This window comes from Allobosea sp. 10L422 (assembly GCF_056395345.1).
The window spans coordinates 1-13,393 of record NZ_JBFTJI010000011.1 but is presented as its reverse complement, the minus strand read 5'-3'; the positions used below and the strand labels follow the sequence as shown (position 1 = coordinate 13,393).

9 protein-coding genes are annotated in these 13,393 nt (G+C 67.1%); 4 read left to right on the top strand and 5 right to left on the bottom strand.

The window, feature by feature from the left end; all coding sequences use genetic code 11:
• Nucleotides 1-3: 3 nt before the first annotated feature.
• The 3 genes from nikC to AC1DEZ_RS19880 form a co-directional block, all read right to left on the bottom strand.
• Nucleotides 4-909, bottom strand: coding sequence for a nickel transporter permease (gene nikC, locus AC1DEZ_RS19890; RefSeq protein ID WP_476780553.1), 906 nt, complete (start codon nt 907-909; stop codon nt 4-6).
• Between the two features lie 10 nt (nt 910-919).
• Nucleotides 920-1,984 (bottom strand): ABC transporter permease, encoded by a 1,065-nt coding sequence (locus AC1DEZ_RS19885; RefSeq protein WP_441510818.1) that lies wholly within the window; start codon nt 1,982-1,984, stop codon nt 920-922.
• A gap of 134 nt (nt 1,985-2,118) precedes the next feature.
• Nucleotides 2,119-3,711, bottom strand: coding sequence for an ABC transporter substrate-binding protein (locus AC1DEZ_RS19880; protein ID WP_441510817.1), 1,593 nt, complete (start codon nt 3,709-3,711; stop codon nt 2,119-2,121).
• Nucleotides 3,712-3,957: 246 nt separating this feature from the next.
• Between AC1DEZ_RS19880 and AC1DEZ_RS19875 the strand changes: the two genes are divergently transcribed.
• The 3 genes from AC1DEZ_RS19875 (at nt 3,958) to AC1DEZ_RS19865 (ending at nt 10,818) form a co-directional block, all read left to right on the top strand.
• Nucleotides 3,958-7,347, top strand: coding sequence for a transglutaminase family protein (locus AC1DEZ_RS19875; protein ID WP_441510816.1), 3,390 nt, complete (start codon nt 3,958-3,960; stop codon nt 7,345-7,347).
• Between the two features lie 73 nt (nt 7,348-7,420).
• Complete coding sequence (locus AC1DEZ_RS19870; protein ID WP_476780552.1) at nt 7,421-9,943, top strand: circularly permuted type 2 ATP-grasp protein; 2,523 nt, start codon at nt 7,421-7,423, stop codon at nt 9,941-9,943.
• Entirely contained in the window at nt 9,940-10,818 is an 879-nt protein-coding gene (locus AC1DEZ_RS19865) for a transglutaminase family protein (protein ID WP_441510814.1), read from the top strand. The genes AC1DEZ_RS19870 and AC1DEZ_RS19865 overlap by 4 nt, the downstream gene beginning before the upstream one ends.
• A 4-nt stretch (nt 10,819-10,822) precedes the next feature.
• Here AC1DEZ_RS19865 and AC1DEZ_RS19860 read toward each other — a convergent pair whose 3' ends face one another.
• Nucleotides 10,823-11,185, bottom strand: coding sequence for a winged helix-turn-helix transcriptional regulator (locus AC1DEZ_RS19860; protein WP_441510813.1), 363 nt, complete (start codon nt 11,183-11,185; stop codon nt 10,823-10,825).
• 99 nt (nt 11,186-11,284) lie between these two features.
• Here AC1DEZ_RS19860 and AC1DEZ_RS19855 point away from each other — a divergent pair, with 99 nt between their 5' ends.
• On the top strand, nt 11,285-12,298 hold the full coding sequence (locus AC1DEZ_RS19855) for a zinc-binding alcohol dehydrogenase family protein (protein WP_441510812.1): 1,014 nt from the start codon (nt 11,285-11,287) through the stop codon (nt 12,296-12,298).
• A 54-nt stretch (nt 12,299-12,352) separates the two neighbouring features.
• Here the strand turns inward: AC1DEZ_RS19855 and AC1DEZ_RS19850 are convergent.
• Nucleotides 12,353-13,393, bottom strand: a 1,041-nt coding sequence (locus AC1DEZ_RS19850; protein WP_476780551.1) for an aldehyde dehydrogenase family protein, incomplete at its 5' end; no start/stop codon positions are given.

Here is a 13,393-nt window from a genome sequence, read left to right as displayed (position 1 = left end):
ACGTTACCTCGCATCCATGACGTCGCGGAGCCCGTCGCCGAGCAGATTGAAGCCGAGCGCGACAACACAGATCGCGAGGCCCGGGAAGGTCGCGACCCACCATTGGTCGAAGATCTGCTCGCGGCCAGCGGAGATCATCGCGCCCCATTCCGGSATCGGCGGCTGCGCGCCGAGRCCSAGGAAGCCGAGCCCSGCMGCSGTCAGGATGATGCCGGCCATGTCGARRGTGGWSCGCACGATCAGSGAMGGCATGCACATCGGCACGACATGCTTCCAGATGATGCGGGCGCGCGAGGCGCCCTGCAGGCGCATCGCCTCGATGTAATCCTGGTTGCGGATCACCATGGTCTCGGCGCGGGCGACGCGCGCATAGGGCGGCCAGGTTGTGATCGCGATGGCGATGATCGCGTTGACGATGCCGGGGCCGAGCGCCGCGACGAAGGCCAGCGCCAGCACAAGGCGCGGGAAGGCGAGGAAAACGTCGGTGATGCGCATCAGCAACCGGTCGACCCAGCCGCCGAAATAGCCGGAGACTGCGCCGATCAGCAGGCCGAAGGGACCGACCGTCACCACGACCAGCAGCACGATGACCAGCGTGATGCGCGTGCCGTAGACGATGCGGCTGAAGATGTCGCGCCCGAGCGCGTCGGTGCCGAACCAGTTGGTCGCGGACGGCGGCAGCAGCCGCTTGTCGAGTGCCTGCGCAAGCGGGTCGAACGGTGCGATCAGCGGCGCGAAGGCGGCCAGCAGCAGCAGCAGGACGATGATGGCGAGGCCCGCCACTGCCATCGGATTGCGCCTGAAGGCGAGCCATTGCCGGTAGAGCTGGCCGAGGCGGGCCTGGCGGCGCGATGCCGGCGAATCGCTGATCAGCCAAGCATGCAGGCCGGCGGAGGAAGTGTCGCTCATATCCGCCTCCTCAGCGCACACGCGGATCGGCCAACCGGCCGATGATGTCGGTCAGCAGGTTGACCGCGATGAAGACGACGCCGACCACCAGCGTGCCGCCAAGCACAGCGTTCATGTCGGCGTTGAGCAGCGCGTTGGTGAGATAGCGGCCGAGCCCCGGCCAGGCGAAGATCGTCTCGGTCAGCACCGAGCCTTCGAGCAGGTGCATGTAGGAGAGCGCGATCACGGTGAAGAGCGGCACCGCGGCGTTGCGCAGGGCGTGGCGCCAGATCACGGCGGTTTCCGAGACACCCTTCACGCGGGCCGCGATGACGTATTGCTGCTGCAGCTCGCTGATCATGAAGCTGCGGGTCATGCGGCTGATATAGGCGACCGACAGCAGGCCGAGGACGAGCGCCGGCAGGATCAGGTGCGAGAATGCGTCCCAGAAGGCTTCCCATTCGCCTTCGAGCGCCGCGTCGATCATGATGACGCCTGTGCGGGTGGTGACGATATCCTGCCAGACCACGGAGATGCGGCCCGGCCCGGAAACCCAGCCGAGCTTGGCGTAGAACAGCAGCAGCGCCATCAGGCCGATCCAGAAGACCGGCACGGAATAGCCGACGAGACCGACGACGCGGGCAACCTGATCCTGCCAGCGGCCCTGGTTGACGGCGGCGAGGATGCCGAGCGGAACGCCGATGAGGACGCCGATCAACGTGCCGAGCGTGGCAAGTTCCAGCGTCGCCGGGAAAACGCGCTTGATATCCTCGGTAACGGGGTTGGAGGTCAGCACGGAGGTGCCGAGATTTCCGGTGAAGACCTTGCCGATATAGATCGCGAATTGCTGCCAGAGCGGCTTGTCGAGGCCGAGCTCGATGCGCGCCGCCTCATAGGTCTCGGGACGGGCATTGTCGCCGACGACGGCGAGCACCGGATCGATCGGGATGACCCGGGCGATGAAGAAGGTGACGAGCAGCAGGCCGAACATGGTGATGACCACGGTCGTCAGCTCGCGCGAGAGCGCGCGGCCCCAACGGCCCAGCCTTCCCGGCGAGGCGCTCTTGCGGGCTGGCGCCTGCGTCACGGCCGTCATGCCTCGCCTCCGTTCCTGATCGTCATGAGCAACGGTCTCTCCTGGCCGGGCGGGTCACGCCGGCAGCGTATTCTACGGGAACGCAAAGACCCGCCGAGGCCGAGGGCCAGGGCGGGTCTCCTGCGTCACGGAACTTAGTTCTTGACGATGGTCGCGTAGAAATTGGTGTCCGAGCTCGGGCCGATGACCCAGCCGTTCACGTTCTTGCGCTCGGCCGAGACCTCGATCTGCTGGAACATGATGACGAAGGGCGAGACCTTCTGATGCTCGCGCTGCAGCGTTTCATAGGTCGCCTTGCGCTTGGCCGCGTCAGCTTCCAGCACCGCGCCCTGCGTGATCTTGGTCATGTCCGGGATATCCCAGGCATTGCGCCAGGCCAGCGTCTTCGACTTCGCCTCCTCGCCATTGTCCTCGTTGATGGCGAAGGTCTCGGCATTGGTGTGCGGGTCGAGATAGTCCGGGCCCCACTGGCCGATATAGATGTCGTGGGTGCGGGCGCGGTACTTGGTCAGGGTCTGCTTGCCGTCGCCCGGGATGATCTCGAGCTTGACGCCGGCCTGGGCCCAAGTCGCCTGGATCGCCTGGGCGATATCGGTGATCGGCGCAACCGAACGGGTGTCCATGGTGACGGTGAAGCCGTTGGCCAGACCGGCCTTGGCGAGCAGTTCCTTCGCCTTGGCGAGGTTCAGCTGGTAGGGCTTGTCCGAGATCGCGCCCAGGAACCCCTGCGGCAGGAAGGATTCGTGGCCCCTGTAGGTGCCTTCGAGGATGTTTTTCTCGATCGAGGCGTAATCGACCAGCAGCTTCAGCGCTTCGCGCACCTCGGGCTTGGCTAGGTTCGGGTTCTTCTGGTTCAGGCCGAGATAGAGGATGTATCCCTTGTCGCCCTGGACGATCTTGATCGCGTCGTTGCTCTTGACCGCAGCGAGCTGATCCTTGGAGAGGTTGCGGGCGATATCGGCGTCGCCCTTCTCGACGAGCAGACGCTGCGAAGCCGGCTCGGCGACATGGCGCACGACAATGCGCTTGCTCTTCGGCGCGCCCTTGTACCAGCTCTCGTTGGCGTCGAGCGTGTACTGCTCATTCGGGCGGTAGGCGCGGACCTTGTAGGCGCCGGATCCGGCGGAATTGAGTTTCAGCCAGGCGTTGCCCCAGTCGCCGTCCTTCTCATTGGCCTTGACCAGCTTGGAATCGACGATCGAAGCCACGCCGGAGGTCAGGCAGTTGTAGAAGAAGGTCGGCGCGAAGGGCTTGGAGACGGTGATCTGGACGGTGTTCTCGTCGAGAGCCTTGACCTTATCGAGCACGTTCTCGGCGACGAAGCCGAACTGGCGCAGGATGAAGCCCGGCGACTTGTTCAGCGTGACCGCGCGCTGGACGGAGTAGACCACGTCAGCCGCGGTCAGCGGGTTGCCGGAGTGGAACTTGACGCCTTTGCGCAGCTTGAAGGTGTAGGTCAGGCTGTCGGGGCTGACGGTCCAGCTCTCGGCGAGATCCGGCACCAGCGCATTGTTGTTGGCGATATCGACGTTGATCAGCTTGTCATAGACATTCGCGACGACCTCCACGCCGGAGAATTCGAAAGCCTCGGCCGGATCGAGCGTGATGATGTCGTCGATCTGCTTGGCCATGACGACCGTATCCTTCGGCGTCTGCGCGAAGGCGACCGTCGTCGACATCAAGGCCGCAAAGGCCGAAGCCGCCATCAACTTGGCTACGTGACGCATCGATTTCCCCGTTGTTCGTGTCTCTGGAGCCATCGATGGCTCCTTGCCGGCTATCTGCAACCAGTCGGGCTCGGCTGTCCAGCCGAGCGCAGTCCATCCGCTCGCCATTATGCACATCTCTTGGGCAGAGGTTCTCCGGCCTGCCGCCACCCTGTCCACCGGGCGCCTTGCGCATGCGATCCGGCTCGCTAACCTGTCTCGGTGGGCGGTCTGCCGCCTTTGCCAGCGTCCCGGGGGAGCCGAACCTTGGCCATCATCGCCGCGCTGAACCACGTCACCCATTATTCCTATGATCGCCCGGTCACGCTCGGGCCGCAGATCATCCGCCTGCGGCCGGCGCCGCATTGCCGGGCGGCGATCAACAGCTATTCGCTGAAGGTGACGCCGGCCCAGCATTTCGTGAACTGGCAGCAGGACCCGGCCGGCAACTGGCTGGCGCGCTTCGTCTTCCCGGAGCCCGTCACGGAATTCCGCATCGAGGTCGACGTCGTCACCGAGCTGTCGGTGATCAATCCCTTCGACTTCTTCGTCGAGGCGGAGGCAGAGACCTTTCCCTTCGCCTACACGCCGGAGCAGCGCGCGGAGCTTGCGCCCTATCTGGTGACGGAGCCGGCCGGGCCGCTACTCGAAGCCTTCCTCGCCGAATTGCCGAAGGAGCCGGTCAACACCGTCACCTTCATCGTCGACGTCAACGCACGGCTGCAGCGGATGATTGCCTATGGCATCCGCATGGAGCCGGGCGTGCAGGAACCGGAGCACACGCTCCAGATCCGTTCCGGCTCCTGCCGCGACACGAGCTGGCTGCTGGTCCAGGCGTTCAGGCATCTCGGCCTCGCGACCCGCTTCGTCTCCGGCTATCTGATCCAGATGAAGGCCGACGTCGACCCGCTGGAGGGCCCCCGCGGCACCGACAAGGACTTCACCGACCTTCACGCCTGGGCCGAGGTCTATATTCCCGGCGCGGGCTGGGTTGGCCTTGACCCGACCTCCGGGCTTCTCACCGGAGAGGGCCACCTGCCGCTGGCGGCGACGGCGCATTACCGCTCGGCCGCGCCGGTCTCGGGCGTGGCGAGCTATGCCGAGACGACCTTCGACTTCCGGATGAGCGTGGCGCGGGTGCACGAGGTGCCACGCATCACCCTGCCCTTCTCCGACGAATCCTGGCAGGCGCTGGACGCGCTCGGCGAGAAGGTCGAGGCCGATCTGCAGGCGCAGGACGTTCGGCTCACCATGGGCGGCGAGCCGACCTTCGTCTCGATCGACGATCAGACCGGAGCCGAGTGGAACATCGCCGCGGTCGGACCAACCAAGCGCGAGCGCGCCGACGCATTGATCCGGCGCCTGCGCGAGCGCTTCGCGCCCGGAGGGATGCTGCATTACGGCCAGGGCAAATGGTATCCGGGCGAGAGCCTGCCGCGCTGGGCCTTCGCGCTCTACTGGCGCCGGGACGGGCAGCCGATCTGGCGCAACCCCGACCTCATCGCCCGCGAGCCCGGTGCCAGGACCGGCGGCGACCGGGAGCTCGAAGCCGGCGCCGCCGTCCAGGATGCCGAGGCGTTGGCGAGGGAGCTTTCGGAAAATCTCGGCCTCGGCGCCGACTATGTCATCCCGGCCTATGAGGATACCGGCCACTGGCTGCTGAAGGAGGCGCAGCTTCCCGACAATGTCGACCCGCTCGATTCACGCCTCGCCGATCCCGAGGAGCGGGCGCGGATGGCGCAGGTCTTCCAGCTCGGTCTCGGCCATCCCCGCGGCTTCGTCATCCCGGTTCAGCGCTGGCAGGCGGCCGCGAACGACCGGCGCTGGCGCTCGGAGAAATGGCGGCTGCGGCGCGGCAAGCTCTTCCTCGTGCCGGGCGACTCGCCGGTCGGTTATCGACTGCCGCTCGGCTCCCTCCCCGAAGTCCCGAAAGCCGAATACCCGCATATCCATCCGCAAGACCCGACGGAGCCGCGTGGTCCGCTGCCGCCGGCCGGCGTCTCGCAGGCCGCGCCGGCGCCGGGCGCCGGAAGCCCACCGGCGCCGGTGGCCCCGACCAGCTTCGCAGCGCCGCCACAAATGTCCGTCCAGGCCGATCCCGGCGTGGCAGGTACAGCCCAGCAGCGCACCGAGCAGGAGATCGGCGGCGAGCATGTGCGCACCGCGCTCAGCCTCGAGATCCGCGACAATGTGCTTTGCGTGTTCCTGCCGCCAGTCGAGCGGCTGGAGGATTATCTCGACCTCGTCGCCTCGATCGAGACGGCGGCCGAGGAGACAGGCCTGCCCGTGCATATCGAGGGCTATGCGCCGCCCTTCGACCCGCGCCTCGATGTCATCAAGGTCACGCCCGACCCCGGCGTGATCGAGGTCAACATCCACCCGGCCACCGATTGGCGCGAGGCAGTGGCGATCACGCGGGGCGTCTACGAGGAGGCGCGGCAGGCGCGGCTTTGCGCCGAGAAATTCATGGTCGACGGACGCCACACCGGCACGGGCGGCGGCAACCATGTCGTGCTCGGCGGCGTGACGCCAGCTGATTCACCCTTCCTGCGCCGGCCGGACCTATTGAAGAGCATCGTGCTCTACTGGAATCGGCACCCGGCCCTGTCCTACCTGTTCTCCGGGCTGTTCATCGGCCCGACCAGCCAGGCGCCGCGCATCGACGAAGCCCGGCAGGACCAGCTCTACGAGCTTGAGATCGCACTGGCGCAGGTGCCGAAACCGGGTGAGGCACCGATCCCGCTCTGGCTGGTCGACCGGCTGTTCCGCAACCTGCTGGTCGATGTCTCCGGCAACACGCATCGCACCGAAATCTGCATCGACAAGCTCTATTCGCCGGACGGGCCGACCGGACGGCTCGGGCTGCTGGAGTTCCGCGGCTTCGAGATGCCGCCGGATTCGCGAATGTCTCTGGCGCAGCAATTGCTGCTGAGGGCGCTGATCGCCTGGTTCTGGCGCGAGCCGCTGGATGGCAAGCTGGTGCGCTGGGGCACCGCGCTGCACGACCGCTTCATGCTGCCGGAGCTGGTCTGGCAGGATTTCCGCGAGGTGCTCGCGGACCTGAAGCGCGCCGGCTATGCCTTCGACCCGGTCTGGTTCGAGGCGCAGGCCGAGTTCCGCTTCCCCTTCTTCGGCAAAGTCGCGCATGGCGGCGTCGAGATCGAGATCCGGCAAGCGTTGGAGCCCTGGCATGTGCTGGGCGAGGAAGGCGCGATCGGCGGCACGGTGCGCTATGTCGATTCCTCGGTGGAACGTCTGCAGGTGAAGGCGAGGGGATTCGTTCCGGGGCGTCATCTGATCACCTGCAATGGCAGGCGGCTACCGATGACCGAGACAGGCGCCTCCGGCGAGGCGATCGCGGCCGTGCGCTTCAAGGCCTGGCAGCCGGCCTCGGGCCTTCACCCGACGATCCCGGTGCATGCGCCGCTCACCTTCGACATCGTCGATAGCTGGGCCGGACGCTCGCTTGGCGGCTGCGTCTACCATGTCGCGCATCCGGGCGGTCGCAATTACGAGACACCCCCGGTCAATTCCTATGAAGCCGAAGCAAGACGGCTCGCGCGCTTCGAAGCGATCGGTCATAGTCCCGGCGCTCTGGCGATTCCGCCGGAAGAGCGCAGCGCCGAATTTCCGCTCACGCTGGATCTGAGGCGGTAGTCATATTGGCGCGAATCATCTCCGTTCGACTGGGATCAGTCGAACGGAAGCGCGTGGGGGTCTGACAGAGCGAATGGCAGTGCAGGGCCGCACCCGGACGGGACGCAGCAGGGCAGACCGACGCGCTGCCCTTCTCGCCGGCTATCGGCCGCTGTCCGGCGCCTTCGACGAATTCATCGACGAGACCGGTGAGGTCAGACCGCATTGGGAGCCGTTCCTGTCGGAATGGTGCGCGCTGACGCCGGCCGAGCTGTCGCAGCGCTTCGGGCTGGCCGACCGGCATGTCCGCGACACCGGCGTGTCCTATCGCGTCCATGGCGACGTCGATGCGAATGATCCGGGCTTCGGCGAGCGCGCGTGGCCGCTGTCGCATGTGCCGCTCGTCATTCCCGAGGCGGAGTGGCAGGTCATCGCGGCAGGCATCACGCAGCGCGCCGAGATCCTGTCGACATTGCTCGACGACCTCTACGGGCCGGGCGAGCTGATCGCGAAAGGGCTTCTCCCGGCTGCGATCGTCACCGGCAGCCCGGACTATCTGAGGCCCCTCCATGGCGCGCCCGGCGGCGGCGCGCTCCAGCTCTACGCCGCCGATCTCGGCCGCGGGCCGGACGGGCGGTGGTGGGTGCTGCAGGATCGGGCGCAGGCGCCGTCCGGCACCGGCTATGCGCTGGAGAACCGGCTGGCGCTCGCCCGCGCCTTCCCGGACATGTTCCGCAGCATGAACATCGAGCGGCTCGCGCCCTTCTTCCAGAGCTTCCGCGCCGGGCTCGTTGCGCGCTCCAGGCGTGTCGAGCCGCGCATCTGCCTGCTCACCCCCGGCCCGCTCAACGAGAGCTATTTCGAGCAGGCCTATCTCGCGCGCTATCTCGGCTTCCTGCTGGTCGAGGGCGGCGACCTTCTGATGCGGGAGGGCCGCGTCCATGTGCGCACCATCGCCGGGCTGAAGCGCGCCGACGTGATCTGGCGGCGTATCGACGGCGACTTCGCCGACCCGCTCGAACTCAATGCCGGCTCGGCGCTGGGTGTGGCCGGGCTGGTCGAGGCCGTCCGCCAAGGCCATGTTCATGTCGCGAATGGGCTGGGCTCCGGCGTGGTCGAGTCACGCGCTCTCATGGGCTTCATGCCGGCTTTAGCCGAGCAACTCACGGGCGGGGAGCTGATCCTGCCGAATGTCGCGACCTGGTGGTGCGGCCAGCAGCCGGAGCGCCAGGCGGTGCTCGATCGGTTCGACGAGATGAGCGTGGCGCCCGCCTTCCGCAGCGCCGGCGGCGGGCTCGATACGGCGCCCATCGTGGCCGCCGAATTGCCCGAGGCCGAGCGGAAGGCGCTGCGCCGGCGTATCCAGGCACGCGGCATGGACTATGTCGGGCAGGAGGTGGTGCGGCTCTCGACCATGCCGGTCTTCCAGAACGGGCGCCTCGAACCCCATCCGATGACGCTGCGTGTTTTCGCCGCGGCGACACCCGATGGCTGGAAGGTGATGCCCGGCGGCTTCTGCCGCATCTCCGACGAGCCCGATGCGCGCGCAGTCAGCCTGCGCAACGGCGTGCGCTCCAGCGATGTCTGGATCACCTCGGAGGAGCCGGTGGCGCAGATCAGCCTGCTGCCGACACCCGACCGCACCAGCATCCGGCGGGTGACCGGCACGCTGCCGAGCCGCGCCGCCGACAATCTGTTCTGGCTCGGCCGCTATCTGGAGCGTGGCGAGGCCACGTTGCGGCTGGTGCGGGCCCTGCTCGGCCGGCTGATCGATCCCGATCCGGCGCCGGGCCACGGCGAGACCGTCCGCCAACTGGCGGGCATGCTCGTCGCCTGGGGAGCCGCCCCGAGCGGTGCGGGACACAAGGACCCGGCTGCACAAGCACGCGCTGCGCTCTTCAGCCTCGACGACTATGGTTCGGCCGCCGCTTCGGTCCGGGAGGCCCGGCGAACCGCCTCGGTGATCCGCGAGCGCCTTTCGGTCGATGCCTGGAGGCTGTTCGGCGATCTGCAGCGCCAGCTTCTCCCCGAGGAAGGCCGCAAGCACAGCGAAGGCGAGACCTATGAGAGCGCCGACCGGGCGCTGAAGACGCTCGCCGCCTTCTCCGGCCTCAGCCAGGAGAACATGGTGCGCGGCGCGGGCTGGCGCTTCCTCGATATCGGCCGGCGCCTAGAGCGTGGCATCGTGACCTGCCGCTTCGCCCGGCAATTCGCCGACAGCAATGCCTCCGGTGACAGCCTCGACACCCTGCTCGACCTGACGGATTCGCAGATCACCTATCGCTCGCGCTACCTGCTCGGCGCGAGCCTGCAGCCGGTGCTCGATCTGGTGATGCTCGACCCCTACAATCCCCGCTCCGTCGCCTTCCAGATCGAACGGCTCGATGCCGAGATCGCCGCCCTGCCCGCGCTCTCCGACGACGGCATGCTGGAAGCGCCGCGCCGGCTGGTGCTGCGGCTCGCCGCCGATTGCCGCACGACCGAAGCGAGCCGGCTCGACCGCACCAGCATCCTGCTGTTCGAGCAATTGCTGATGGGCGTCTCCAGCGCGATCGCCGACCGCTATTTCCTCCAGAACAGCGGCCCCGAAGGCTCGCGGATGACGGGCATCGCGTGATCTACGAGCTGCGCCACGTCACCACCTACGGCTACAGCCGCCAGGTCCCGTTTTCCCGCTGCATCCTGCGACTCCTGCCGCATGACGGCCCCGGTCAGATCGTGCGGAAGGCCGAGCTCTCGATCTCGCCGCGGCCGGCCGAGCGCAGCGACGGCATATGCTTCTTCGGCAACCGGATGACCACGGTCACGATCACCAAGCCGCATCGCGAGCTGAAGGTGGAGATGCGCGCCCGGATCGAAGTGCATCGGCAGGCCCCGCCCCATGCCGGGCTGACCCGCAACTGGGAGGAGGTCGCGCAGCTCGCGCTGGCATCGAACAGCCTGGCCCCGGATTCGCCGGCGCATCACCTCTATCCGAGCCGGCTCGTTCCCCCCGTTGCGGCGGTGATCGCCTATGCGGCCGAGAGCTTTGGCGCGCGGCGACCGGTGCTCGAAGCCGCCAGCGAGCTGATGGCACGCATCCGGCGCGACTTCTCCTATGATCCGGAGGCGACGGAGGTCAGCACGCCCATCGCCGAGGCCTTCGCCCAGCGCCACGGCGTCTGCCAGGACTTCGCCCATATCATGATCGGTGGTTTGCGGGGCCTCGGCCTACCGGCCGCCTATGTCAGCGGCTACATCCGAACCATCCCGCCGCCCGGCGAAAAACGCCTCGAAGGGTCCGACGCCAGCCATGCCTGGGTGTTGCTCTGGTGCGGCCCGGAGACAGGCTGGGTCGGCCTCGACCCGACCAATGATCTGATCGTCGCCGACGACCATATCGTCACCGCCATCGGCCGGGACTATGCCGATGTGGCCCCTCTCGACGGCGTGGTGATCGGCCCCGGCTCGCAGAAGATCGGCGTTGCCGTGGACGTCATCCCGGTCGGCTGAACGCTCACGCCGCGGCCACCGCCGTTCGAGGCTGCGAGGAGCAGGCATGCGCCTCGCCCCACGCCTTCAGTGCCACGATCACCGGCTCCAGCGTGCGCCCCTTGGCCGAGAGGCTATATTCGACGCGTGGCGGCACCTCGGGATAGACGACGCGGACGATCAGCCCATCCACCTCCAGCTCCCGGAGCTGGGTCGTGAGCATGCGCTGCGTCACGCCGGGAACCCGCCTGCGGATCTCGCTGAAGCGCAGCGTTCCGCCCATCAGGTGATAGAGGGCGATCCCTTTCCACTTGCCACCGATCAGCCCCAGCGTGGCCTCGACCGGACAAGCGGCAGAGGAATACGGCTCCTTGAAACGCGGCGGCATCACGGTACCCTTTTCGACACTATGAGCTAAAATTGTGCGTTCTTGTGCCATGCGACAGTTATGCGCATTTCACCTCCATCGCAATGCAGGAGAGACGCCATGCGCGCCGTCGGATACCGCCAGTCACAACCCATCGCCGCCGAGACCAGCCTGATCGATCTGGAATTGCCCGAACCTGTGGCCGCCGGGCGCGATCTGCTGGTCGAGGTCAAAGCCGTCTCGGTCAACCCGGTCGACACGAAGGTCCGCGTCCGCAGCCAGCCGACGGATGGACAGGCGAATGTGCTCGGTTGGGACGCCGCGGGCATCGTCAAAGCGGTCGGGCCGGAGGTGAAGGGCTTCAGGCCGGGCGATGCCGTATTCTATGCCGGCGCAATCGATCGGCCCGGTTCGAATGCCGAACTCCATCTCGTCGATGAGCGCATCGTCGGCCCCAAGCCGGCGACGCTGAGCTTTGCGGAGGCAGCGGCCCTGCCGCTCACCTCGATCACAGCCTGGGAAATGCTGTTCGACCGGCTCGACATCCGCAAGCCAGTGCCGGGCGCGGCATTTGCGTTGCTCGTCATCGGCGGCGCAGGCGGAGTGGGCTCCATCGCGATCCAGCTTGCGCGCCGCCTGACCGACATCACCGTGATCGCGACGGCCTCGCGGCCCGAGACGCAGGCCTGGGCTAAGCAGCTCGGCGCCCACCATGTCGTCGATCACACGAAGCCCTTGCCGGAACAGATCGCCGCGCTCGGCATCGGCGCGCCCGCCTTCGTCTTCTCGACGACGCATACCGACACGCATCTTGCGGGCATCGTCGAGCTTCTGGCGCCGCAGGGCCGGCTGGGCCTGATCGACGACCCCAAGACGCTCGACGCCAACCCGCTGAAGCGCAAGAGCCTGTCGCTGCACTGGGAGATGATGTTCACCCGCCCGGTCTTCCAGACCGCCGACATCGCCGAGCAGGGCAAGCTCCTGACGGAAGTGTCGCGCCTCGTCGATGCCGGCACGATCCGCACGACGTTCGCGGAGCATTTCGGCACGATCAACGCGGCAAACCTCAAGCGCGCACAGGCCCTGATCGAGAGCAACCGCGCCAAGGGCAAGATCGTGCTGGAAGGCTTCTGACGAAAAGGGCCGCGCCATGCGGCGCGGCCCTCTCTTTTCCGCCTGAAAAACCGATCAAGCCAGCGTATAGGCCGTCTTGACCGTGGTGTAGAACTCCTTGGCGTAGGCGCCCTGCTCGCGCGGGCCGTAGCTGGAGCCCTTCCGGCCGCCGAACGGCACGTGATAGTCGACGCCCGCCGTCGGCAGGTTGACCATCACCATACCGGCCTCGCTGTTGCGCTTGAAATGCGTCGCATGCTTCAGCGAGGTCGTGCAGATGCCGGAGGAGAGGCCGAACTCGGTGTCGTTGGCCACCGCAAGCGCCTCGTCATAATCCTTGACGCGGACGATGTTGGCGACCGGGCCGAAGACCTCCTCGCGCGAAATGCGCATGGCGTTGGTCGTCTCGGTGAAGAGCGCCGGCTGCAGATAGAAGCCGGGGGTCTCGCGCTTCAGCAATTCACCGCCGAAGACCAGCTTGCCGCCCTCGTCCTTGGCGATCTGGATGTATTTCAGGTCCTGGTCGAGCTGGCCCTGGTCGACCACCGGGCCGATATGGGTGCCGCTCTTCAGGGCGTCGTCGACGACCACGCCCTTCAGCCGCTCGATGCAGGCCTCGACAAACTTGTCGTGGATGCCGGCCTGGACGATGAGGCGCGAGGAGGCCGTGCAGCGCTGGCCGGTGGAGAAGAAGGCACCGTTGACCGCGACTTCCACCGCCGTCTTGAGGTCGGCATCGTCCAGCACGACGAGCGGGTTCTTGCCACCCATCTCGAGCTGGACCTTCTTCATCGGATTGGAGGCGATGCAGGCAGCCGCGACCTTGCGGCCGGTCGCGACCGAGCCGGTGAAGGAAATGGCGGTGACGTCCTTGTGCTCCAGCAGCGCCTGGCCGACGACCGAGCCGCGGCCCATGACGAGGTTGAGCGCGCCCTTCGGCAGGCCGGCGCGCTGGAGGATGTCGACGAGCGCCCAGGCCGAGCCGGGCACAAGATCGGCCGGCTTCAGGACCACGCAATTGCCCCAGGCGAGCGCCGGCGCGATCTTCCAGGCGGGGATCGCGATCGGGAAGTTCCACGGCGTGATCATGCCGATGATGCCGAGCGGCTCGCGCGT